The organism is Streptomyces coelicoflavus, from assembly GCF_003112555.1.
Taxonomy (GTDB): Bacteria; Actinomycetota; Actinomycetes; order Streptomycetales; family Streptomycetaceae; genus Streptomyces; species Streptomyces coelicoflavus.
Genome location: NZ_BEWB01000004.1, coordinates 120,333 through 142,183 on the forward strand (window position 1 = coordinate 120,333; position 21,851 = coordinate 142,183).

The following is a 21,851-nucleotide window of genomic DNA, read 5'->3' on the forward strand; positions in this document are numbered from 1 at the left end:
CTCCTCTTCGAAGGCCGGGGTCATCGCCCCACGAGGGCCAGGTGGTGGCCGTGGACCGCGCCGGCCCACCCCGTCGGCCGCCGCGTCTCGGCGGTGGGGGCGTGGCGCAGCAGCCCGCCCCCCGGCCGCCAGGTGAAGCGGCCGTCCGGCAGCCACCCGGTCAGCGCCACCTCACGGGCGTCGACCCGCAGTCCGAAGCCGTAGTACTTGAGCACGGCCTCCTTGCACGTCCAGCGCAGCGCCGCCGGCATGGCCGCCAGCCGCCGGGCGTGCGGCGACGGCGCCCGCGGGTCGCACTCCAGGTCGAGCACTCTGGCCAGGGTCGGCGGCATCGGCCGGTCGTGCTCCAGGTCGACGCCGATCGCATGCGGTCCGCACACGGCGAGCGCGAAGTCCCCCGAGTGCGTCAGACCCACCTCCACGGGGGCGTCCACCACCGGCCGGCCGGCCTGGATGCCCCCGACCACGGTGCGCACCTCGACGGCGCGGGGTTCCCGGGCCGAGTCCCAGTGCCGTCGGCCGTGCGCGCTGACGGCGTGTTTGAGCGCGAGCCGGCCGGCCAGCCACTCGTGCCGCCGGCGCGGGGCGCGCAGCGAGGCCGCCTGTTCCGTCTCGGCCGGCGTCAGATACCGCTCCCGGAGCGCGGCGAGGGCCTCGGGACCCTGCCCGCGCAGCCAGCCGATGGACACCACGGCGAGGGTGAGCCGCCGCGACGCCGGCGTGAGGTGCGTGACGCGCAGCGGACGGGACACGTCGAGCACCACCTGGCCCGCGAGGCCGTCCGCCTCCGGGACCGCCGCGGTCTCACCGCGCGACATGACGGGGCAGCAGGAAGGGGTACGGGCGGTGCAGAACCCTGTTGTGGACGAAGCGGTCCGCCCGGCGCAGCCGCTGGATGAGTTCCCACATCCGCGCGTCGTCACGGTAGTAGGCCGCGATCTCCCCGGTGCCCAGCGGCTCATCCAGGCGGGCGTTGGCCTGCTCGACGAAGCGGGGGACCAGCCGTTCCAGGCGCTCCTTGTGCAGGTTGCCGAGGAAGTCGAGGACCACTCCGCGCGGCGTGTAGAACTTGTCGAAGATCGACTTGGTCATCGCCAGCCGCACCAGGTCCCGCAGCAGCCACGGCAGGGAGGTGAAGAACAGCGGCACGTCGAGGAGTTCACGCTCGCGCTCGTCGCGCATGAGCGGGGTGGTCACGTCGAGGTAGACCAGCTCGCCGTCGACCTCGATCCAGTTGGAGGCCTGTCCGTCGAGCCCCAGACGGGGAGTGACGGTCGCCTCGACGCGGTCCAGGAACCGCTCGAAGAACCCCTCGCACCACGCGTCGCCGGAGGTGTGCAGCAGCCGCGAGCACAGCCGCTCCTCGGGCAGCGCCTCCTGGACGCAGTAGGCGACGGCCCGGCCGCCCGGCAGCGGTCGGTGCCACATGCGGGTCTCGGCGACCGTGACGCCGCCCTTGTCCAGCCGCGTGATGTAGTCGTCGACCAGCGCCGAGTGCCGGTCCAGCCGCCCCCGGGACGGGAAGACCGGAAGCCGCTTGCACGCGAACGAGCCCGCGTCGGTCTCCAGCCGCAGCACCAGCGTCACCTCCCCGTAGCCGAGAATGGTGAGGTTCCGGTCGTCGGTGGTGCGCAGCGCCCGCGTGACCTCGTCCTCGAGGACGTCCAGCGCGTCGGAGGGAACGGAGAAGGTCATCGCCGGGTCACCGGGCTTCCGGGGCCGAGCCCGCCGGGGCGGCGGCATCCGTGCCCGGCGACGTGTGGTACCGGTACAGGAGGTAGATCGCGGCGGCGAAGAACGCGGCGTCCATCACCAGGATCTCGGGGACACTGCTCACCAGGATCACCACGAACAGCACCAGCATCAGCAACTGGCCGTAGAGGGCGGCGATCACGAGACCCCGGCGGTTCCACAGCAGGGCGAGGCCGGCCGAGACCATCGCGACGGCGACGAACCACATCACGCCGGTGGGGTACCGGTCCAGCCAGTCGACGGGGCCGGAGATCACGGTTCCGTCGTTGGCTTCCGAGGCGTCGTCGAGGCGCCCTTCCACCGACTCCAGTTGCGGGAAGAACTTGCCTATCCCCGCGAGGATGTAGAGGGCGCCGACGACGCGCTGGAGGATCAGGTTTCTTCCGGTCACGGGACAGCTTCTTCCGGAGGTTGACGAGGGGCGTCCCGAACGGCGGGACACTCGTGAGGGGTTCGGGGTTCGGAGGCTGCGGGCCGGGGGAGCGTGGCCCCGGCCGTCACGGGGAGGCGAAGACCAGGACCGCGTTCTGCCCGCCGAAGCCGAAGGAGTTGCTCATCGCCAGCTCCACCTTCTGCTCCCGCGGAGCGCCGGCGACCACGTCCAGCTCGACGGCGGGATCCTGCCGCCGCAGGTTCGCCGTCGGCGGGACGGTGGACCGTTCGACGCACAGCACGGTCAGCGCCGCCTCGATGGCACCGGCGGCGCCCAGCGTGTGCCCGAGGACACCCTTGGTCGAGGTGACGGTCGCCCCGTCGCCCAGCAGCCGGCCCAGCACCGCGGCCTCCACCGCGTCGTTGAGCGGGGTCGAGGTGCCGTGCGCGTTCACGTGGTCGATGTCGCGGCCGCTCACGCCCGCCTGCCCCAGGGCCGCCTCCATCGCCCGCAGCGCGCCGGCGCCCTCGGGATCCGGTGCGGTGACGTGGTGGGCGTCGGCCGACGCGCCGTGACCCACGAGCCGGGCGCGGACCGTTGCCCCGCGCGCCTCGGCGTCGGCGGTCCGCTCCAGGACGAGCATGCCGCTGCCCTCGCCGATCACGAAGCCGTCCCGGTCCGCGTCGAAGGGCCGGGACGCCGCGGCCGGTTCCTCGGTCCTGCGGGACAGCGCGCCCATCTGCGCGAAGCCCGTGACCATGAGCGGGCTGACCCCGGCCTCGCTGCCGCCGGCCACGACGATGTCGCACGTCCCGTCCTGAAGCAGCCGGGCCGCGGTGCCGAGCGCGGTGCCGCCCGAGGCACAGGCGGTCGCGGTCACCAGGTTGGGGCCGAGGGCCCGCAGATCCATCGCGAGGTGCCCGGCCGCCATGTTGGGCACCAGCATCGGCACCAGCAGCGCGGAGACCGCCTCGGGACCGCGCTCCAGCAACCGCCGATGCTGCGTCTCCCACGTCGACACGCCGCCCAGGCCGCAGCCCACGACGACACCCACCCGGGCGCCGTCCCAGGTCCGCGGATCGAGGCCGGCGTCGGCCACGGCCTCCCGGGCGGCCACGATGGCCAGCTGCACGAAGCGGTCGTGGATCAGGACGCTGCGCCGGTCCACGTGGCGCGCCGGCACCAGGCCCGGCACCGCGCAGGCGATGTCCACGGGCAGTCCGGCGAGCCGGTCGTCCCTGGCTCCCGCCGACTCCCCGCGCAACACCCCTTCCCAGGTGGCGTCGGTGCCCAGGCCGGCCGCGGTCACCAGACCGAGCCCGGTCACGGCGACGGAGCGGTCGGTCATGACGCCGGGGCCGCCGTCTCGTTGTCGACCAGCGCCACCGCGTGGGCGATGGTGTCGGTCGGGACCGCGGCGTCGTCGCTGATCTTCACACCGAACTCGGACTGGATGACGAGGAGCAGTTCCACGAGGAACAGCGAGTCCATCTCCAGCTCTTCGAAGGTCACGTCCGGACGGATCGCAGCGCGGTCCACCGCGAAACCGTCGACCAGCAGATCAACGAGCCTGTCGTAGGTGGTGCTCATCAGTGTGGTCCGCCTTTCCTGGGTGGATCGGTCGCCGAACGCCGTCCCGGCCCGCCGACGGGGTGCTGCGGGGGCGGGTGCGGCGGCGATGCGACGCTCCGGCAAGTCTGGGACGGCGCGCTGACGGCCCGCTGACGGCTCGCTGACCCCCGGGCGGCGCCGGCCGGGCGGGAGCCGCGGTCAGCCGGCCGTCAGCGCCCGGTCAGGTGCCCCGGCCAGACTCGGGGCGGCCGGGGTGCCCGAGTTACTCCCCGCACCCGCCGGCCGCTAAACCGTCCATCACGCGAGGAGCACACACGTGGTTTCCCGTCTCCGCCGCCGCACGTCCCGGCAGCCCGCACACCGGAGCCGCTCCGTGGGCGGTGTCCGGTGACCCGGGCGTCCGTGGTGGCCGGCATCGGCTCCTGTCTGCCGTCCCGGTGCGTCACCAACGCCGAGCTGGAACGGACCATGGACACCTCGGACGCCTGGATCCGGGCCCGCACGGGAATCGCGCAGCGCTACGTCGCCGAGGACGGCACCCACACCTCCGACCTGGCGGTGGGCGCCGCCGAGCGGGCGCTGAAGTCCGCGCGCCTGACCCCGGACGCGGTCGACGCGGTCGTCGTGGCCACCACCACCCCGGACCGGCCCTGCCCGGCGACCGCGCCGACGGTGGCCGCCCGGCTGGGGACCGGCCCGATCACGGCGTTCGACGTGGCCGCGGTGTGCTCCGGATTCCTCTACGGGCTCGCCGCGGGGTCCGGTCTGATCGCCTCCGGTGCCGCGGAACGGGTCCTCGTCGTCGGCGCGGAGACGTTCTCCCGCATCCTCAACCCCGCGGACCGGTCCACCTCGGTGATCTTCGGTGACGGCGCGGGCGCCGTCGTGCTGCGCGCCGGCGAGGCGGACGAGACCGGCGCCCTCGGTCCGCTGCGGCTGGGCAGCGACGGCACCGGCGTGGACCTGATCACCGTGCCGGCCGGCGGCCCGCCGCGGCCGGGCGAGGCGGCACCGGCCGACTCCGCCGACCGCTACTTCACCATGGAGGGCAAGCGGGTCTTCTGGCTCGCCGTCCAGCGCATGGGGGAGTGCGCGGCGAGCGTGCTCGACCGGGCCGGCTGGCGGGTGGAGGACGTGGACTGGCTGGTCAGCCACCAGGCCAACCACCGCATCACCGCACGACTGGCCGACGAGATCGGCATTCCCCGGGGGCGCAGCGTCGGCAACATCGCCGAGGTGGGCAACACGGCGGCCGCCTCCATCCCGCTCGCGCTCGACCACGCGCACGCCCGGGGCACCTTCCGGCCCGGCGACCGGGTCCTGCTCACCGCGTTCGGCGGCGGACTCACCTGGGGTGCCGCCGCCCTGACCTGGCCCGCCATCGATCCGGTCTGAGGGCGGCGGGCCGGCCCCGGAGCGGGGTCCGGTCCCGGCGCGTGCAGACGACCGATGAACCAAGGACGACCATGACTCCTCGGAAACTGATCACCGACTACATCGCCGACGCCTGGATGGGCGGCGACGCCGAAGGCCTGGAGCCGGACACCCCCATCGCGGAGCTCAACATCATCGACTCCGCCGCCATCTTCGACCTCGTCCACTACTTGCAGGGCGAGTTCCGCGTCACGGTGCCCCTGCCGGAGGTCACCCCGCAGAACTTCAGGTCCGTCAACGCGATCTGCGCCCTGGTCGACCGGCTCCGGGACAACGCGGGGGGCGGCGCCGCATGACGAACCCCGTGAGCACCCACCCGGACACCGCGCGGGTCCACGACGGCGTCGTGGAGGTCATCGCCGCCCGCACCCTGTACGACGTCGGTCACCTCCGGCCGGAGAGCCACTTCGAGGCCGACCTCGGCATCGACTCCGTCATCATGGAGTCCGTCCTGCTCTCCGTCCGCGAGCACTTCGCCCTGTCCGCCGAACTGCCCGCCGGTCCGGCCACCATCGGCGAACTCGTCGACGCCGTGCGCGCCGCGCTGGCAGCCGACGCGGGATCCGGCGCACCCGCCCCCGCCGCCACCGACGCCGGGGCCGCCGACCCCGTCACCGAGGCCGTGGTCGCCGCCGCCATGCGGCAGACCCAGTACCAGCGGCACCAACTCGACCTCGACGCCGACCTGGAGGGCGAGCTGGGCGTCGACTCGGTCGTCCTGACCTCCGTCGTCGCCGAGGCCACCGAGCGGCTCGGCCTCACCGGGCCGGCCCCGGACCTCGCCGGCGCCACGACCCTGCGCGCCCTGGCCGACGCACTGCGCGCCTGCGACCCGGCCGTCCGGAACACGGCCACGGGCGCGGAGGCGGCCGGCGGCGCGGGCACGGACACGCCCGAGCCGCGGCGGGCCCCCGGCTCGGCACCCGGACCCGACCCGGACGGCTGGGACCACCGCTCGATGAAGGACTTCACCGAGCAGCGCGACCCCGACCTGTTCGCCAAGACCCGCAGCTTCGCCGGCTACCTGCGCTCCCGCGAGAAGGACCGCCTGTACTGGTACGGCATGCCGCTGCACTCCAAGTGCGGCAACCGCGCTGTCATCTTCGACGAACTGGAGGGCCGCAAACGCGAGTTCCTCATGTTCGCCTCCAACAACTACCTCGGCCTCGCCAACCACCCCGGCGTGATCGAGGCCGTCGTCGACGCCACCCGCACCTACGGCGCCACCCACACCGGCTCCCGGTTCATCGGCGGCACCAACATGCTGCACAAGGAACTGGAGCGCCGGCTGGCCGCCTTCAAGCAGCGGCCCGCCTGCATCGTCTATCCCGGCGGCTACTCCGCGAACCTCGGCGCCATCTCGGCCCTGGTCAAGAGCTACGACACCCTCGTCGTCGACCGCCTCAACCACATGAGCATCGTCGACGGAGCCCGGCTCTCCGGGGCGGTGCGCAAGATCTACCGGCACAACGACATGGCCGACCTGGAGCGGATCCTCAGCCGCAGCGCCGCGGAGGGCACCGGCGGCAGGCTGATCGTCGCGGACGGCGTCTTCAGCATGCACGGCGACGTGTGCGACCTGCCCGAGATCGTCCGCCTGGCCAAGGAGTACGACGCCCGCGTCATGATCGACGACGCCCACTCCACCGGCGTCCTCGGCGTCCGCGGCTCCGGCACCGCCGAGCACTTCGGCCTCAAGGGCGAGGTCGACCTGGAACTGGGCACCATGAGCAAGACCCTGGCCGGCATGGGCGGGTTCGTCGTCGGCGAGGAGGAGGTCGTCGAGTACCTGCGCTACTACTCCAACTCCTACGTCTTCGCCGCGAACATCCCCGCCGGGGTCGCCGCCGGGCTGATCGCCGCCATCGACGTCATCGAGGCCGAGCCCGAACGCCTCAAGCGGCTGTGGACCAACATCGGCACGCTGCGCGGCCGGCTGCTGGAGGCCGGGTTCGACCTGGAGCACTCCGAGAGCGCGATCCTGCCCATCGTCATCGGCGACGAACGCCGCGCGATGGAGATGGGCCGGGCGGTGCGCGCCCGCGGCCTGTTCTGCCAGACCGTCGTCTACCCCGGTGTGCCCCTCGGCGACGCCCGGCTGCGGGTCAGCGTCACCTGCGAACACACCCCGCAGGACCTGGACCTGGCCGCCGAGATCTTCGTCGACGCGGCCCGCGAGACCGGGGTGCTGCCCACCCCGTAGCGGCCGTCTCCGTCCGCCCCGTACGCCCGGCCCCGCCCGGCAGGCCCCCTCCCTGCCGGGCCGGGCCTGGCCCTCGAGCCACCCACGCACGTCAAGGAGAAGGGCCCCACGCCATGAGCGCCACCACTCCCTCCGTGATACGCCTGCCCCAGGACGCGTCCACACAGCACGCGGCCCGGCCCGCCTTCGTCGGCTCCGACCCCCTGACGTACGGCGAGTTCACCGCCCGGGTCGAGGCCGTGGCCGCCCACCTGCTCAGCCTCGGGGCGCGCGTCGGCGACCGCGTCGCGGTCTGGATGGACAAGCAGCCGCGCTACGCCGAGGCGATCGTCGCCGCCCTGGAGGCCGGCTGCGCCTACGTCCCCCTGGACGGCGGCCAGCCGGTGAGCAGGGTGCGGACCATCCTGGCGGACGCCGAACCCGTCGTCCTGTTCACCGACGCGCACCACGCCGCCCTGCTCGGGGACGACGACCTGCCGGCCTCCGTCACCACGGTCGTGGCCGTCGGCGACCGGCTGCCCGACGCCGTGGGCGGCACCCCGGTCGCCCCCTGGGAGAGCTGGGAGAGGGGCCGCGCGGGCGGTGTCACCCTGCTGCCCTCCCTCACCCCCGGCGACCTCGCCGCCCTCCTCTACACCTCGGGGTCCACCGGCACGCCCAAGGGAGTGCAGATCTCGCACGGCTCACTGGCCAACTTCGTGGCGTGGGCCCGCGACGAACTGGACGTCGGCCCCGACGACGTGTTCGCGGGCCACGCCTCCTTCAACTTCGACCTCAGCACCTTCGACCTGTTCACCGCGCTGTCCTGCGGCGCCGCGCTGTGGATCGTCCCCGACGCGGCGACCAAGGACGTGACCGCCCTGGCCGAGGGCATCCGCCGGCACCGGGTCACCGTCTGGTACTCCGTACCGTCGGTCCTGCACCTGCTGACCGCCTCCGCCGCGCTCACCCCCGAGCACGCCGCGAGCCTGCGCCACGTCCTCTTCGCCGGCGAGGTCTTCCCCGTCCCGCACCTGCGCGCGCTGAGCGAACTGCTCCCCGCCGGCACCCCCCTGTACAACCTCTACGGCCCCACCGAGACCAACGTCTGCACCTACCACCGGGTCCGCCCCGAGGACCTGCACCGGGCCACGCCGGTGCCGATCGGCCTGCCGATCCCCGGCGCCGGCACCACGGTCGTCGACGACGCCGGACGCACCGTCCGCGAGCCCGGCGCCATCGGCGAACTCCACGTGTCCGGCGTGTGCGTGACCCCCGGCTACTGGCGGCGCGCCGAGGACCCCGTCTCCGCCGCCCACTGCCGGGGCGTGCACCCCACCGGCGACCTGGTCAGCTACGAGGAGGACGGCCGGCTCGTCTACCGCGGGCGCAAGGACCGCATGGTGAAGCTCTCCGGCTACCGCGTCGAGCTGGGCGAGATCGAGGCGGCGGCGCTGCGCCACCCCGGCATCGCGGACGCCGCCGTCCTGGTCGACGGCTCCGGCCCCCGGGCCCGGCTGCGGCTCTACTACACCCTGCGCGAGGGCGCCGACCGGATCGGCCTGGTGCAGCTCAAGCAGCACTGCGCCCGGCACCTGCCGACCTACATGGTCCCGCACACCGCCGTCCACCTGGACGAGATGCCCCTCAACCCCAACGGCAAGACCGACTACCGCCGACTCGGCGTCGACGCGGCCCCCCGCGCCGCGGCGCCGCTCGGAACGGCCCGCTGAGTGGCCCGGCGATCCATGGAGAAGAACGTGAGTCACGGGCCGGCGGAGCAGATACGCGCGCACTGGCAGGGACCCGAACCGGAGACCGTCACCGCCCTGCTGCGGCACCGGGCGGAGCACACCCCGGACGCCCTCGCCCACCGCTTCCTCACCGACGGCGACGGCACCTCCGTCGCCTGGACCTACCGCGAACTCGACCTGCACGCCCGCGAGGTGGCCGCACACCTGCGGCGCGCCGGGGTGGGGGAGGGCCCGGTGCTGCTGCTGCACCCGCCGGGCCTCGACTACCTCGCCGCGTTCTTCGGCTGCCTGTACGCGGGCGCGGTGGCCGTCCCCGCCTACCCGCCGGACAACGCCCGGTTCGGGCAGACGGTGCCCCGCCTCGCCGCCATCGCCCGCGACTCCGGCGCGACCCACGCCCTCACCACCGGCAAGGTCCGCGAGGCGGTCGCCGCCCGCGGCACCGGCCACGTCGGCACCGAACTCGACGGCGTGCGCTGGCTGGTGACCGAGGACCTCTACACCGGCGACTCCAGCGCCCCCTGGCAGGACCCCGGCCGCACGGCGGACTCCCTGGCCTTCCTCCAGTACACCTCCGGTTCCACCGCCGCGCCCAAGGGCGTGATGGTCGAGCACGGCAACCTGGTGCGCAACCTGCGCTCCATCCACCTCAGGCTCGGCCACGACGCCGGCTCCGGCATGGTGTCCTGGCTGCCGCCGTACCACGACATGGGCCTCATCGGCGGCATCCTCACCCCGGTGTACGGGGGTTTCCCCGCGCACCTCATGGCCCCGGCGACCTTCGTGCGGCGCCCGCTGCTGTGGCTGGAGACCCTCTCCCGCACGGGTGCCTCCACCAGCGTCGCGCCGAACTTCGGCTTCGAGCAGTGCCTGCGCCGGATCAGCCCCGAACAGCGGGCCGGCCTGGACCTCGGCCGCTGGCGCCTCGCCCTGAACGGGGCCGAGCCGATCCGCCCCGACACCCTCGACCGGTTCGCCGAGTACTTCGCGCCGGCCGGCTTCGACCGCACCGCGCTGCTGCCCTGCTACGGCCTCGCCGAGGCGACCCTCATGGTCACCGGCGCCCAACCGGACGAGGCGCCGGTGGTGGAGTCCTTCGACGCGGCGGCCCTGGAGGCGGGCACCGCGCGCCGGGCGGAACCGGGCGGCGCACGCACCACCCGCGTCGTCGGCTGCGGAGCCCCCGTCGCCGACGTCGAGGTCGCACTGGTCGACGCCGCCACCGGCCGCCGGGTCCCCGACGGCACCGTCGCCGAGATCCGGGTGGCCGGACCGAACGTCGCCCGCGGCTACTGGAAGCGCCCCGAGGCCGGTGCGGACGTCTTCGGCGCCCGCGTCGAGGACGGACCCGACGCCGCGTGGCTGCGCACCGGGGACCTGGGGTTCCGCCACGACGGCCAGCTCTTCGTCGTCGGCAGGACCAAGGACGTGATCATCGTCCAGGGCCGCAACATCCACCCGCAGGACGTGGAGCAGACGGCCGAACGCGTCGGCGCGGGCCTGCGTGCCGGGCACGGGGCCGCGTTCGGCATTCCCACCGCGGACGGCGAACAACTGGCGCTCGCCTACGAGATCGGCGGGCCGGGCGCCGGTGACCCGTACGCCCTGCTGGCCCGCCTGCGCACCGCCATCGCCGACGAGCACCGGGTGACGCCGCACACCGTCGTGCTGCTCAGGCGCTCCTCGGTGCCGCGCACCACCAGCGGCAAGATCCAGCGCAGCGCCTGCCGGCAGCAGCTGCTCGACCTCGAACTGCCCGTGGTGGCCGCGAGCGTCGTGCAGGACGGCACACCACCGGACGGCACCCGGCCGCACGACGCCGTCCCCGGCACCCGGGACCGTACGGCCGCCCTCGTCGCCGACGCCCTCGCCGCCTCCGACGCCGCCGAGGGAACCCCGCGCTACCCGCGGCTGCTGACCGTCGTGGAACGGCTGGCGGACGGGCTCGGCGTCCCCCTCGACGTCGGCGCACTCCTGGCCGGCCCCGATCCGGACGGCGCCGACGCCCTGGCCGAACTGTGCCGGACGGCGCTCGCCGACGCCGCACCCGCACCCGCGCCGGGGCGGACGCGGACGGAGGCCGCGACCTGGCTGCGGCGTGCCGTCGCCGCCCGGCTGGGCCTGCGCCCCTCGGTGATCGACCCGACGGTGCCCTTCACCTCACTGGGCCTGGACTCCAAGCAGGCCGTGGCCCTCGCCGCCCGGTTCGGCGACTGGCTCGGCACGCCCGTCACCCCGGCCACCGTCTACGACCACCCGACCGTCGAGTCCCTGGCGGCGCACGTCACCGCCGACGCGACGACCGGCGGCGGGACCCACGTCCCGCACCCCGGCACCGACGGCACCCCGCTCCCGCACCCGCTCCCGCACGGCCCCGCCCGCCGGACCCCCGCCGACGAGCCCGTCGCCGTGGTCGGCATCGGCTGCCGCTTCCCCGGCGCCCCCGACGCCGACAGCTACTGGCGGCTGCTGCGCGACGGCCGGGACGCCGTGGGCGAGGCCCCCGCCGACCGGGCGGCCGGCGTCGCGGGACCCGACGGACGTCCGGGCGGGTTCCTGGACCACGTCTACGACTTCGACGCCCGCTTCTTCGGCATCTCCGCCCGCGAGGCCGAACGCATGGACCCGCAGCAGCGGCTGCTCCTCGAGGTCGCCTGGCAGACCCTGGAGGACGCCGGCATCGCACCCTCCTCCCTGGCGGGCTCCGACACCGGCGTCTTCGTCGGGGTCAGCGGACACGACTACGCCGACCTCCAGATGCCCCACCCCGACGTCGTCGACATGCACTCGGCCACCGGCAACGCCCAGTCCGTCGCGGCGGGCCGGCTCTCGTACTTCTTCGACCTGAACGGGCCGAGCCTCGCCCTCGACACCGCCTGCTCCTCCTCGCTCGCCGCCGTCCACACGGCCCTGCGCAGCCTGCGGGACGGCGAGTGCGGCGTCGCCCTCGCGGGCGGCGTCAACCTGATGCTGACGCCGGGGCTCCCGGCGGCGCTCGCCCGCGGCGGGATGCTCGGCCCCGGCGGACGCTGCCGCACCTTCGACGACGGCGCCGACGGCTACGTGCGCGGCGAGGGCGCGGGCCTGGTGTGCCTCAAGCCGCTGTCCGCCGCGCTGGCCGACGGCGACCGCGTGCACGCCGTGCTCACCGGCTCCGCGCTCGGCCACGGCGGCCGCGCCAACGGCCTGACCGCGCCCCGCACCAGCGCCCAGCGTGCCGTGATGGCCGGGGCGCTGGAGCGGGCCGGCGTCGAGCCCGGACAGATCGACTTCGTCGAGGCGCACGGCACCGGCACCGCCCTCGGCGACCCCGTCGAATGGGAGGCGCTGGCCGGCGTCTACGGCCGGGGCCGCCCCGCCGACGCGCCCTGCCTGGTCGGCTCCGTCAAGACCGGCATCGGCCACCTGGAGGCGGCCGCCGGCATCGCCGGGCTGATCAAGGCGGTGCTCGTGGTGCGGCAGCGGGACGTACCGCCGCTGCTGCACCTGACCACGCCCAACCGGCACCTGGACTGGACGGGTTCGGGCCTGGCCGTGCCCACCGCCCGGCGCGTGCTGCCCGCCGACGGCACGGTCCGCGCCGGCGTCAGCTCCTTCGGCTTCGGCGGCACCAACGCCCACGTGATCGTCGAGTCCGCTCCCGAACCCCCGGCGCCCGCCGGCCAGTCCGGCGCCCCCGACGGTGCGGTGCACGCCCTGTCCCTGTCCGCGCACACCGAGACCGCCCTGACCACCCTGGCCGGCCGGTACCGCACCCACCTCGCGGCCCACCCCGGCGCGTCGCTCGCCGCACTGTGCCGCTCCGCCAACACGGGCCGCTCCCACCTGCCCCACCGTGCCGTCCTCACCGCCGGAACCCCGGCCGAACTGGACGCCGCTCTTGGTGCGTTGACCCGCAACGAGCCCGCCCTCGACGTGGCCCGCGGCGGACCGGCGCACGGCGGCGCACCCACCGTCGCCTTCCTCTTCGGCGGCCAGGGCACCCAGTACCCGGGCATGGGCCGCGAACTGTACGACGCCCACCCCGTCTTCGCCCGCACCCTGCGGCGCGCCGACGAGGTGCTGCGCGGCCTGGGCGAGATCCCGCTGCTCGACCTGCTCTTCGACCCGGAGCACGCCGAGGACCTGGCCCGCACCCGCTACTGCCAGCCCGCCCTGGTCGCCCTCGAAGTCGCCCTCGCCGACCTGTGGGAGAGCTGCGGAGTACGCCCGGCCGCCGTGCTCGGGCACAGCGTCGGCGCCCTCGCCGCCGCGTGCGTCGCCGGCGTCCTCTCCCTGGAGGACGCCCTCACGCTCGCCGTCGTCCGCGGACGGGCCATGGACGAACAGCCCGGCGAGGGCGCGATGATCGCCTGCGTCGGCGACCCCGACACGGTGCGCGGCGCCGCGGCCGGTCACGGCCGGGTGGCCCTCGCCGCCGTCAACGCGCCCCGGCACCTGGTGCTGTCCGGCCCGGCGGACCGGATCGCGGAGCTGCGCGGGGACCTCGAGCGCGAGGGCGTCACCGTACGGCCGCTCGCCGTCTCGCACGCCTTCCACTCGCCGCTGATGGCCGGCGCCGCCGAACCGCTGCTCGAGGCCGCCCGCGCCGTCGAGTTCCACGCCCCGCGCGTCCCCTGGATCTCCGACGCCACGGGTGAACCCGTGGAGCGGGTGGACGCGGAGTACTGGGTCCGGCACCTGCTCGGCACCGTGCGCTTCGCCGAGGGCTTCGCCCGCCTGCGCGACCGGGACGCAGAGCACGGGCCGTTCTGCGACGCCTTCGTCGAGATCGGCCCGCACCCGACCCTGCTGAACCTCGGCCGCTCCGCCGTCGCCGACGCCCCGGCGGGCGACGCGCGCCCGACACTGTGGCTGCCCTCGCTGCGCCGCGGCGCCCCCGACCGGCGCACGCTGCTCCGGTCGCTCGGCGCCCACCACTGCGCCGGCGGAACCGTGGACTGGTCCGCCCTGGACGGCGAGCGCCCGCCCGCCCGGGTCCCGCTGCCGCACACGCCCTTCGAGCGCCGGACCTACCGGTTCCAGGCCCCCACTCCCCACCAGGAAGGCGATCCCATGCCGCCCCAGCCCACGGCGACGGGCACGGCCCTGCCGGACCCGGCGGGCGAGGTCTCCCGCACCGTGCTCGACACCGTCGCCCGCGTCTGCGGATTCCCCGTGGCCGATCTGCCGGTGCACGCCCGGCTGGGCCTCGACCTGGGGTTCGACTCGCTGATGCGGACCGACCTCCACCGCCGGCTCACCGCCCGTTTCCCCCAACGCATCCACAGCTTCCAGGACTTGCCGGAGGACCCCACGGTGCAGGACATCATCGGCCGGCTCTCCCCCGGCGACGACCGCGACGGCGCGGACACCGACGGCGCCCACACCGTCGGTGCCCACACCGACGCGGGCGCACCGGCGGCCCGTCCCGCGGCCGCAGCGGCGGTACCGCCCGCCCCGGCCCCGCAGTACGGCCCCTACGGCGCGTTCCCGGCCCCGCCCCACGGCTACGCCGTCGCCGCCCCGGTTCCGCAGCCCGGCGTGCCGTACCCGTACCCGTACGGCTACCCGCCGCACGGCGCCCCGGCGTACGCCTACTACGTCCCCCAGCCGTACCCGCCGCAGGCGTTCCCGGCCCAGGCTGCCCCCACCGCCGTACCGGCTGGCCCCGCCCCCGTGCCGGCTGCCCCCGCCCCCGTACCGGCCGTGCCCGCCGCCCCCGACCCGGCCCCGGTACCCGCCGCCCCCGTCCGGCAGGAGCGCGCCTTCGAGGACTGGGCGGAGTACGCCGAACTCCAGGGCAGGCTCCGGCAGACCGAGTCCAGCGGCTCGAACCCCTACGGACGCACCCACGAGGGCTTCAACTCCGCGCTCGCCACGGTCGACGGCACCAAGGTCGTCAACTTCGCCGCCTTCAACTACCTCGCGCTCTCCCACCACCCGCGGGTGCGCCAGGCCGCCAAGGACGCCGTGGACCGCTACGGCACCTCGGCCTCCGCCACCCCGCTCCTGTTCGGCGAGACCCCGCTGCACCACGAACTCGAGGCGGAGATCGCCGGGTTCGTCGGCGCCGAGGCGGCCATCGTGTTCTCCGGCGGCCACGCCACCAACGTCGCCACCGTCGGCCACCTGTTCGGCCCGGAGGACCTGGTCGTGCACGACGCCTGGATCCACGACAGCACCGTGCGCGGCTGCATCCTCTCCGGCGCCCGGCGCCGGTCCTTCCCGCACAACGACTGGGCCGCGCTCGACCGCATCCTGGCCGGCGCGCGGGCCTCGCACCGCCGGGCGCTGGTCGTCATCGAGGGCGCCTACAGCCAGGACGGCGACATCCCCGACCTGCCGCGTTTCATCGAGGTCAAGAAGCGGCACGGCGCGATGCTGATGATCGACGAGGCGCACTCCATCGGCGTCCTGGGCCGCACCGGCCGCGGCGTGGGCGAGCACTACGGCACCGACCCGGCCGACGTCGACCTGTGGATGGGCACCCTCAGCAAGGCGCTGGGCAGCCTCGGCGGCTACATCGCGGCCCGCCGCCCGATCATCGAGTACCTCAAGTTCACCGCGCCGCTGCACATCTTCTCCACCGGCATCTCCCCGGCGAACGCCGCCGCCGCGCTGGAGGCGCTGCGCGTCGTCCAGGACGAGCCCGAGCGGGTCGCACGGGTGCAGGAGCTGGCCGAGTTCTTCCGGGCCGGCGCCCGCGCCCGCGGTCTCGACGTCGGCGTCTCCCGCCTCTCCGCGGTGATCCCCGTGATCACCGGCGACTGGGAGAAGACGATGGCGCTCTCCAACTCGCTCCTCGAGCGCGGCGTCAACGTCATGCCGATCGGCTACCCCGCCGTCCCGCGCGACCAGTGCCGGCTCCGTTTCTTCATCAACGCGGACCACAGCGAAGCAGACCTCGAACACTCCCTCGACCTCCTGGTGTGATCCATGTCCTCACTCAGCCAAGACAGCCCGTCCGCCGCCGCCCCCGACATCCTGGTCACCGGTGCCAGCGGCTTCATCGGCGGTCACCTGGTGCACCGCCTGGCCGAGCGCGGGCACCGCGTCCGCGTCCTGGCGCGCTCCACCAGCGACCGCGCCGCCTTCGCCGGCGCCGCCGCCCAGGTCACCATCGGCGACCTCGGTGACACCGACAGCCTGCGCCGCGCCACCAGCGGGGTCCGCCACGTCTACAACTGCGCCGGGCTGTCGGCCGACTGGGGCCCCTGGGACCGGTTCCGCGCGGTCAACGTGGACGGCGCCAAGAACCTCGTGGACGCGGCACACGAGGCCGGGACGGTCGAGCGCCTGGTCCACCTCAGCACCACCGACGTCTACGGCTACCCCGAGCGGCCCTGCGACGAGACCACCGCCCCGCGCGACATCGGCCTGCCCTACAACCGCAGCAAGATGCTCGGCGAGCGCGCCGTGCGGGCCGCCGCGGAGCGCACCGGCCTGCCGGTCACCGTGGTCCGCCCCGTCTCCGTCTACGGCCCCGGCAGCAAGGACTTCGTGATCGAGATCGCGAACCTGCTGCTGGGCAAGCAGATGGTGTACATCCGCGGCGGCCGGGTGCCCGCCGGACTGCTCTACGTCTCCAACGCCGTGGACGGCATCATCGCCGCCGCGACCGGCGAGCACACCGCCGGCCGCGCCTACAACCTGCGCGACCCGCACGACACCACCTGGCGCGCCTACGTCGAGGCACTCGCCGAGGGCCTGGGCGTGAAGGCCCCCTGGCTGAGCCTGCCCACCCCCGTCGCGACCGCCGTCGCCACCGTCTCCGAGAAGCTGTGGGGCGCCCTGCGCATCAACTCCCGGCCCGTCCTGACCCGGCACGCCGTCCACCTCTTCGACCGCGACCAGTCCTACCCGATCGGGCGCGCCCAGGAGGAGCTGGGCTTCAAGGGCGAGGTCGACTTCCAGGAGGGCATGCGGCGCACCGTCGCCTGGCTCGACTCGCCCGAGGGACGCGCCCATGTCGCCCGCTGACCTGCTCTCCCAGCGGTCCGCCTGGTTCCCCCGCCCGGTGGCGGCACCGGCCGCCGAGCCCCCCGACCCGGCCACCGCCCCGCTGCGCCTGGTCTGCTTCCCCTACGCCGGGGGCACCGTCTCCGCGTTCCGCGGCTGGCAGGAGCACCTGGGCGACGAGGTCGCCGTCGTGCCCGTACAACTGCCCGGCCGCGGACTGCGCCTGCGCGAGAACCCGTACGACACCATGGAACCCCTCGCCGAAGCGGTCGCGGACGCCCTGGACGAGCACCGACTGGCCCACGACTACGCCCTGTTCGGGCACAGCATGGGCGCCCTGCTCGCCTACGAGGTGGCCTGCGTGCTGCGCCGGCGCGCACGGCCCACGCCCCGGCACCTGTTCGTCTCCGGCAGCCGCGCCCCGCACCTGTACGGCGACCGCGCCGACCACACCCTGTCCGACGCCGCGCTGCGCGAGGTGATCCGGGACCTGGGCGGACTCGGCGACGCGGACACCCTCGGCGCCGCCTACTTCGACCGCAGGCTCCCGGTGCTCCGCGCCGACCTGCGCGCCTGCGAGCGCTACGGCTGGCACCCCCGGCCGCCGCTGGACTGCCCGACGACCGCGTTCTCCGCCACCGCCGACCCCATCGCCACCCCGGAGATGGTCGAGGCCTGGCGGCCCTACACCACCGGCTCGTTCCTGCGGCGCCACCTGCCGGGCAACCACTTCTTCCTGAACGGCGGCCCGTCCCGCGACCGCCTGCTCGCCCACCTGGGCACCGAACTCGACGCCCTCGGCACCACCCCGCACAGGAAGGCAACAAGGGAAGCAACATGGACATTCTGAGCCTGGCCAAGAGCGTCGGCAGCCGCGTCGAGGCGCCGCTGACCGACCTGCGCACCGTGACCAAGGTTCTCGGCAACCCGCACATGCCCCTGCTCCTCGCCCTGTCCAAGGGCTTCGTGGAGCCGGTGTACCGGGCCGCCTTCCTGGCCTCGGCGGCGAGTTCGGGCGTGCTCGCCGCCCTCGCCGTACGCCCCTGCGACCTGGAGTCGCTGGCGGAACGGCTCGGCGTCGCCGACGAGGACCTGCCGCGCCTCAAGGAGTGGCTGGACATGGGCATCCGCCTCGGCGACCTCACCAAGCGCGAGGGCTGCTACAAGCTGCGCAGCCTGCCCGCCAAGGCGCTCGCCCAGCCCGGCAACGACGCGATCGCCGCGGCCCTGGAGGAGGTCCTGCGCTTCCACGTGCCCGCCCTGCTCAACGGGCCCCGCATGCTGCGCGAGGGCCGCCGCTTCTCCCTCGACGACCAGGACGGCCTGGTCATCGCCCGCTCCACCCGGGTGATCCAGCCGCTGGTCGAGGAGGCCATCGCCCGCACCCTGGACCGGGACGCGCCCGTCCGGCTCCTGGAGGTCGGCTGCGGCAGCGGCGCCTACGTCCGCTACGCCGCCGAGCTCAACCCCCGCCTGTCGGCGCTCGCCGTCGACCTCCAGCAGGACGTGGCGGACAGCGCCGCGGCGAACATGGCCGAGTGGGGACTGACCGACCGGGTCGAGACCCGGCAGGCCGACCTGCGCACCCTCGACGCGCAGCCCCAGTTCGACCTCGTCACCCTGCACAACAACATCTACTACTTCCCCGAGGCCGAACGCGTCGACGCCCTGCGCCGGGCCCACGACCTGCTGGCACCCGGCGGCAGGCTGCTGCTCACCACCTCCTGCAAGGGCGGCAACGTCGGCCTCGAGGCGCTCAACCTCTGGTTCACCTACGCCGACTTCGGCGGCCCGCTGCCGCAGGCCGACGCGCTGGCGGACCAGCTCCGCCAGGCCGGGTTCGACGACGTCGAGGCCACCCGGATCGTCCCGGGCGAGCAGTTCCACGCCTTCACGGGCACCAGCAAGCGCGTCGCGCACGCCTGACCGCCGAGGAGACACACCCGCCATGGACACGCACGTCAGCGACTCGACGACCGCCACGGAAACCGGCACCCCGGTCACGGACCCGGCCGGCCACGCCGCCTGTGTCGTCACCCTGGGCACGGGCGCCCCGGCCGGAGGCCACCGGGGGGAACTGGGCGGCAAGGGCACCCGCCTCGCAGAGCTCTCCGCCGCCGGACTGCCCGTCCCGCCCGCGTTCTGCCTGACCACCGCCCTCTTCGACGCCTACCTCCGGGAGACCGGGATCGCCGCCGAGGCACCGGGCGCCGACCCCCGCACGATGCGCGAGCGCATCCTGGGCACCCGGATGCCCGCCCCGATCGCGGACGCCGTCCTCGACGCCTACGGCGGCATGGGCCGCCCCCGTGTGGCGGTGCGCTCCTCCGGACTGCGCGAGGACTCCGCCGCTCAGTCCTTCGCCGGCCAGCACGACACGGTCCTCGACGTCTGCGGCGACGAGGACGTCCTCGACGCGGTCCTGCGCTGCTGGGCCTCCCTGTGGTCCGACCGCGCCACCGTCTACCGGGACACCGACGCCCCCGACTCCCTCGCCGTGGTCGTCCAGGAGATGATCCACACCGACGTCAGCGGCGTGATGTTCACCGTCGACCCGGTCAACCCCCGCCCGCACCGCCTCGTCGTGGAGGCCTGCCAGGGCCTGGGCGAAGGACTGGTCTCCGGCCAGGTCTCCAGCGACTTCTTCGTCGTCGACGACGAGAAACTGGAGGTCGTCGAGGAACGGGTGCGCTACAAGGTCACCAAGTGCGCGCCGCTGGAGCCCGGCCGCATCGGCATGACGAAGGTCGACGCCGCGTCCCGCAGCGTCCCCTGCCTCACCCACGACCAGCTGCGCGAACTCGGCGCCCTCGCCGTCCGCATCCGCGACCTCTACGGCAGCGAGCAGGACATCGAGTGGGGCGTGCGCGACGGCGTCTTCCACCTGTTCCAGACCCGGCCCATCACCACCCGCCCCGTCGCTCCCGCCGCCCCGTCCGGCGCGCTCAGCCCGTACGTCGCCCCGCAGCCGGAGCCCGTCCTGAACGGCACCCTGTGGTCGCGCATGGACATCGGCGAGATCTTCGTCGGCCTGATGTCCCCGCTCGGCCTCAGCTTCGCCCGCTACTACCAGCGCAACGTCCACACGGACTGCGCCGGCGCCCTCGGCGTGCGCGACACCGGCGAGGCCGACCTGCACATGGGCTTCTACCAGGGGCACGTCTACCTCAACATCTCCTACAGCTCCTACCTGCTGGCCCAGTGCCTGCCCACCCGCGACCAGCGCCACTTCACCAGCCGCTTCGTCAGTGAGGAGGTGGACCTCGCCTCCTACGAGAACCCGTTCGGCACCTTCCCCGGCGGCATGGAGGACCTGCGGTCCGCCGTCCACTGGCTCCAGCACACGGCCCGTGAGATGACGCAGATGAAGTCCCGCTCGCAGCAGATGGTCGACGCCCGCCTCTACGAGTTCGACCGCGCCCGCGGCCTCGACCTCACCCGGATGAGCCGGCGCGAGCTGCACGGCGAACTCCACCGCGATCTGGCCTGGTTCCACGACATGCACGTCGGCTACATGCCGTACTACATCAACGCGTTCGCGTTCTACGGCCTGCTCACCGAGCTGTGTGCCCGCTGGCTCGGCAGCGACGGCACCGGCCTCCAGAACCGCGTCAAGACCGACATGTCCAGCCTGCGCACCGTCGAGTCGGCGAAGGAGGTCTGGGCGGTCGCCCAGGCCGCCAAGAACGACCCGGCCGTCCTGAGGATCATCAAGGACGAGCCGCTGGAGGACATCGCCCGGCTGCTGCGCGAGGACCCCGCCGGACAGCGCTTCTGGGACCGGCACATGGAGCCCTTCCTGCGCGCCAACGGCACCCGCGGCCACCAGGAGATGGAGATCACCCACCCGCGGTGGATCGACGACCCGTCGTACATCTTCCAGATGATCCGGCGCTACGTCGCCGACGGCTTCTCCATCGACGACATCCTGCGGCGCAGCAGTGCCTGGTCCGACGACTCCCGCGAGGTGCTGGACCGGCTGCCGATGCCCAAGCGCCAGATCCTGGACACCGTCATCTCCCTGTACGCCCTGTGCAGCGAGCTGCGGGAGACCACCCGGATGTCCATGATCACGTCCATCTGGCTGGTGCGGAACGTCGTCTACGAGGTCGGCCGGCGCCTGGTCGCCGACGGCGTCCTGCACTCCCTGGACGAGGTCGCCCACCTGGACTTCGAGGACGTACGCCGCTACCTCGCCGGCGACGAGGACGCCGTACGCGTCTTCGACCGGGCCCGCGTCGACGCGGCCCGCCGGCTGCACGAGCACAACAAGCGGCTGCCGGAACCGCCGTTGACCTTCGTCGGCGTGCACGACATCACCGCCTCGGTCCGGCCCGCCGCCGACGGTGCCCGGCTCGAGGGCCTGGCCGCCAGTCCCGGACGCATCGTGGGCCGCGCCCGCATCGTCGAGGACCTGGTGTGGCAGGCCGACGAGTTCGAGGCCGGGGAGATCCTCGTGACCCGGTACACGGACGCCTCCTGGACGCCGCTGTTCGCCATCGCGGGCGGCGTCGTCACCGACATCGGGTCGATGCTCTCGCACAGCTCCATCGTGGCCCGCGAGTTCCACGTGCCGTCGGTGGTGAACACCAAGGACGCCACCCAGCGCATCCACACCGGCGACCTGATCGTCGTCGACGGCGACGCGGGCACGGTCGAGGTCGTCGAGAACGCGGACGCCGAGACGGGCCAGAGCGCGGACGCCGAGGCGGGCGGGAGCGCCGACACCGACCCGCGGAGCACGCCCGTGGCCGACCGGGCCCCGGCCGGAGCCGGCGGCGACTGAGCGCCGCCCGCGCCGCAACGCAGACCACGGCCGCCCCGCACGGGGCGGATTCAAGGA

General features: G+C 74.2%; 14 protein-coding genes. 9 read left to right on the plus strand and 5 right to left on the minus strand.

Translation table 11 applies throughout. The features are described 5' to 3' along the window. Positions 1-20 precede the first annotated feature (20 nt). From Sco07f_RS09120 to Sco07f_RS09140, 5 genes are all read right to left on the minus strand, one after another. Entirely contained in the window at positions 21-818 is a 798-nt protein-coding gene (locus tag Sco07f_RS09120) for a 4'-phosphopantetheinyl transferase family protein (RefSeq protein WP_007445084.1), read from the minus strand. Further along, complete coding sequence (locus tag Sco07f_RS09125) at positions 805-1,695, minus strand: DUF6206 family protein (RefSeq protein ID WP_108987495.1); 891 nt, start codon at positions 1,693-1,695, stop codon at positions 805-807. Before Sco07f_RS09125 ends, Sco07f_RS09120 begins: the two co-directional genes overlap by 14 nt. Positions 1,696-1,702: 7 nt before the next feature. Beyond that, complete coding sequence (locus Sco07f_RS09130) at positions 1,703-2,143, minus strand: DUF6041 domain-containing protein (RefSeq protein ID WP_108987496.1); 441 nt, start codon at positions 2,141-2,143, stop codon at positions 1,703-1,705. A 106-nt stretch (positions 2,144-2,249) separates the two neighbouring features. Beyond that, positions 2,250-3,473 carry a beta-ketoacyl-[acyl-carrier-protein] synthase family protein gene (locus Sco07f_RS09135; RefSeq protein WP_007445087.1) on the minus strand — a complete coding sequence of 408 codons (1,224 nt, stop codon included), beginning with the start codon at positions 3,471-3,473 and terminating at the stop codon, positions 2,250-2,252. Further along, on the minus strand, positions 3,470-3,715 hold the full coding sequence (locus Sco07f_RS09140) for an acyl carrier protein (protein WP_007445088.1): 246 nt from the start codon (positions 3,713-3,715) through the stop codon (positions 3,470-3,472). The genes Sco07f_RS09135 and Sco07f_RS09140 overlap by 4 nt, the downstream gene beginning before the upstream one ends. A gap of 369 nt (positions 3,716-4,084) precedes the next feature. Between Sco07f_RS09140 and Sco07f_RS09145 the strand changes: the two genes are divergently transcribed. The 9 genes from Sco07f_RS09145 (at position 4,085) to redH (ending at position 21,794) form a co-directional block, all read left to right on the plus strand. After that, positions 4,085-5,092, plus strand: coding sequence for a beta-ketoacyl-ACP synthase III (locus tag Sco07f_RS09145; protein WP_108987497.1), 1,008 nt, complete (start codon positions 4,085-4,087; stop codon positions 5,090-5,092). Between the two features lie 71 nt (positions 5,093-5,163). Continuing rightward, complete coding sequence (locus Sco07f_RS09150; RefSeq protein WP_007442211.1) at positions 5,164-5,427, plus strand: acyl carrier protein; 264 nt, start codon at positions 5,164-5,166, stop codon at positions 5,425-5,427. Further along, the gene (locus Sco07f_RS09155; RefSeq protein ID WP_108987498.1) at positions 5,424-7,334 is read left to right on the plus strand and encodes an aminotransferase class I/II-fold pyridoxal phosphate-dependent enzyme; all 1,911 of its coding nucleotides are present in this window, start codon (positions 5,424-5,426) and stop codon (positions 7,332-7,334) included. The genes Sco07f_RS09150 and Sco07f_RS09155 overlap by 4 nt, the downstream gene beginning before the upstream one ends. A 113-nt stretch (positions 7,335-7,447) precedes the next feature. Then, positions 7,448-9,046, plus strand: a complete 1,599-nt coding sequence (redM, locus tag Sco07f_RS09160) for an L-proline--[L-prolyl-carrier protein] ligase RedM (RefSeq protein ID WP_108987499.1) — start codon at positions 7,448-7,450, stop codon at positions 9,044-9,046. 27 nt (positions 9,047-9,073) lie between these two features. Continuing rightward, positions 9,074-15,982 carry a type I polyketide synthase gene (locus Sco07f_RS09165; RefSeq protein WP_244942013.1) on the plus strand — a complete coding sequence of 2,303 codons (6,909 nt, stop codon included), beginning with the start codon at positions 9,074-9,076 and terminating at the stop codon, positions 15,980-15,982. A gap of 3 nt (positions 15,983-15,985) precedes the next feature. Continuing rightward, positions 15,986-17,029 (plus strand): NAD-dependent epimerase/dehydratase family protein, encoded by a 1,044-nt coding sequence (locus Sco07f_RS09170; RefSeq protein ID WP_108987501.1) that lies wholly within the window; start codon positions 15,986-15,988, stop codon positions 17,027-17,029. Beyond that, positions 17,016-17,858 carry a thioesterase II family protein gene (locus tag Sco07f_RS09175; protein WP_087789294.1) on the plus strand — a complete coding sequence of 281 codons (843 nt, stop codon included), beginning with the start codon at positions 17,016-17,018 and terminating at the stop codon, positions 17,856-17,858. Before Sco07f_RS09170 ends, Sco07f_RS09175 begins: the two co-directional genes overlap by 14 nt. Then, positions 17,846-18,934, plus strand: coding sequence for an SAM-dependent methyltransferase (locus Sco07f_RS09180; RefSeq protein WP_108987502.1), 1,089 nt, complete (start codon positions 17,846-17,848; stop codon positions 18,932-18,934). Before Sco07f_RS09175 ends, Sco07f_RS09180 begins: the two co-directional genes overlap by 13 nt. A 22-nt stretch (positions 18,935-18,956) precedes the next feature. Beyond that, entirely contained in the window at positions 18,957-21,794 is a 2,838-nt protein-coding gene (redH, locus tag Sco07f_RS09185; protein ID WP_087789292.1) for an undecylprodigiosin ligase RedH, read from the plus strand. Positions 21,795-21,851 lie beyond the last annotated feature (57 nt).

Excerpts from the sequence above, each read along its gene's own strand:
- Sco07f_RS09120 (WP_007445084.1), bottom strand. The coding sequence starts at position 818 with ATGTCGCGCGGTGAGACCGCGGCGGTCCCGGAGGCGGACGGCCTCGCG.
- Sco07f_RS09125 (WP_108987495.1), bottom strand. The coding sequence starts at position 1,695 with ATGACCTTCTCCGTTCCCTCCGACGCGCTGGACGTCCTCGAGGACGAG.
- Sco07f_RS09135 (WP_007445087.1), bottom strand. The coding sequence starts at position 3,473 with ATGACCGACCGCTCCGTCGCCGTGACCGGGCTCGGTCTGGTGACCGCG.
- Sco07f_RS09140 (WP_007445088.1), bottom strand. The coding sequence starts at position 3,715 with ATGAGCACCACCTACGACAGGCTCGTTGATCTGCTGGTCGACGGTTTC.
- Sco07f_RS09150 (WP_007442211.1), top strand. The coding sequence starts at position 5,164 with ATGACTCCTCGGAAACTGATCACCGACTACATCGCCGACGCCTGGATG.
- Sco07f_RS09155 (WP_108987498.1), top strand. The coding sequence starts at position 5,424 with ATGACGAACCCCGTGAGCACCCACCCGGACACCGCGCGGGTCCACGAC.
- redM (WP_108987499.1), top strand. The coding sequence starts at position 7,448 with ATGAGCGCCACCACTCCCTCCGTGATACGCCTGCCCCAGGACGCGTCC.
- Sco07f_RS09170 (WP_108987501.1), top strand. The coding sequence starts at position 15,986 with ATGTCCTCACTCAGCCAAGACAGCCCGTCCGCCGCCGCCCCCGACATC.
- Sco07f_RS09175 (WP_087789294.1), top strand. The coding sequence starts at position 17,016 with ATGTCGCCCGCTGACCTGCTCTCCCAGCGGTCCGCCTGGTTCCCCCGC.
- Sco07f_RS09180 (WP_108987502.1), top strand. The coding sequence starts at position 17,846 with ATGGACATTCTGAGCCTGGCCAAGAGCGTCGGCAGCCGCGTCGAGGCG.
- redH (WP_087789292.1), top strand. The coding sequence starts at position 18,957 with ATGGACACGCACGTCAGCGACTCGACGACCGCCACGGAAACCGGCACC.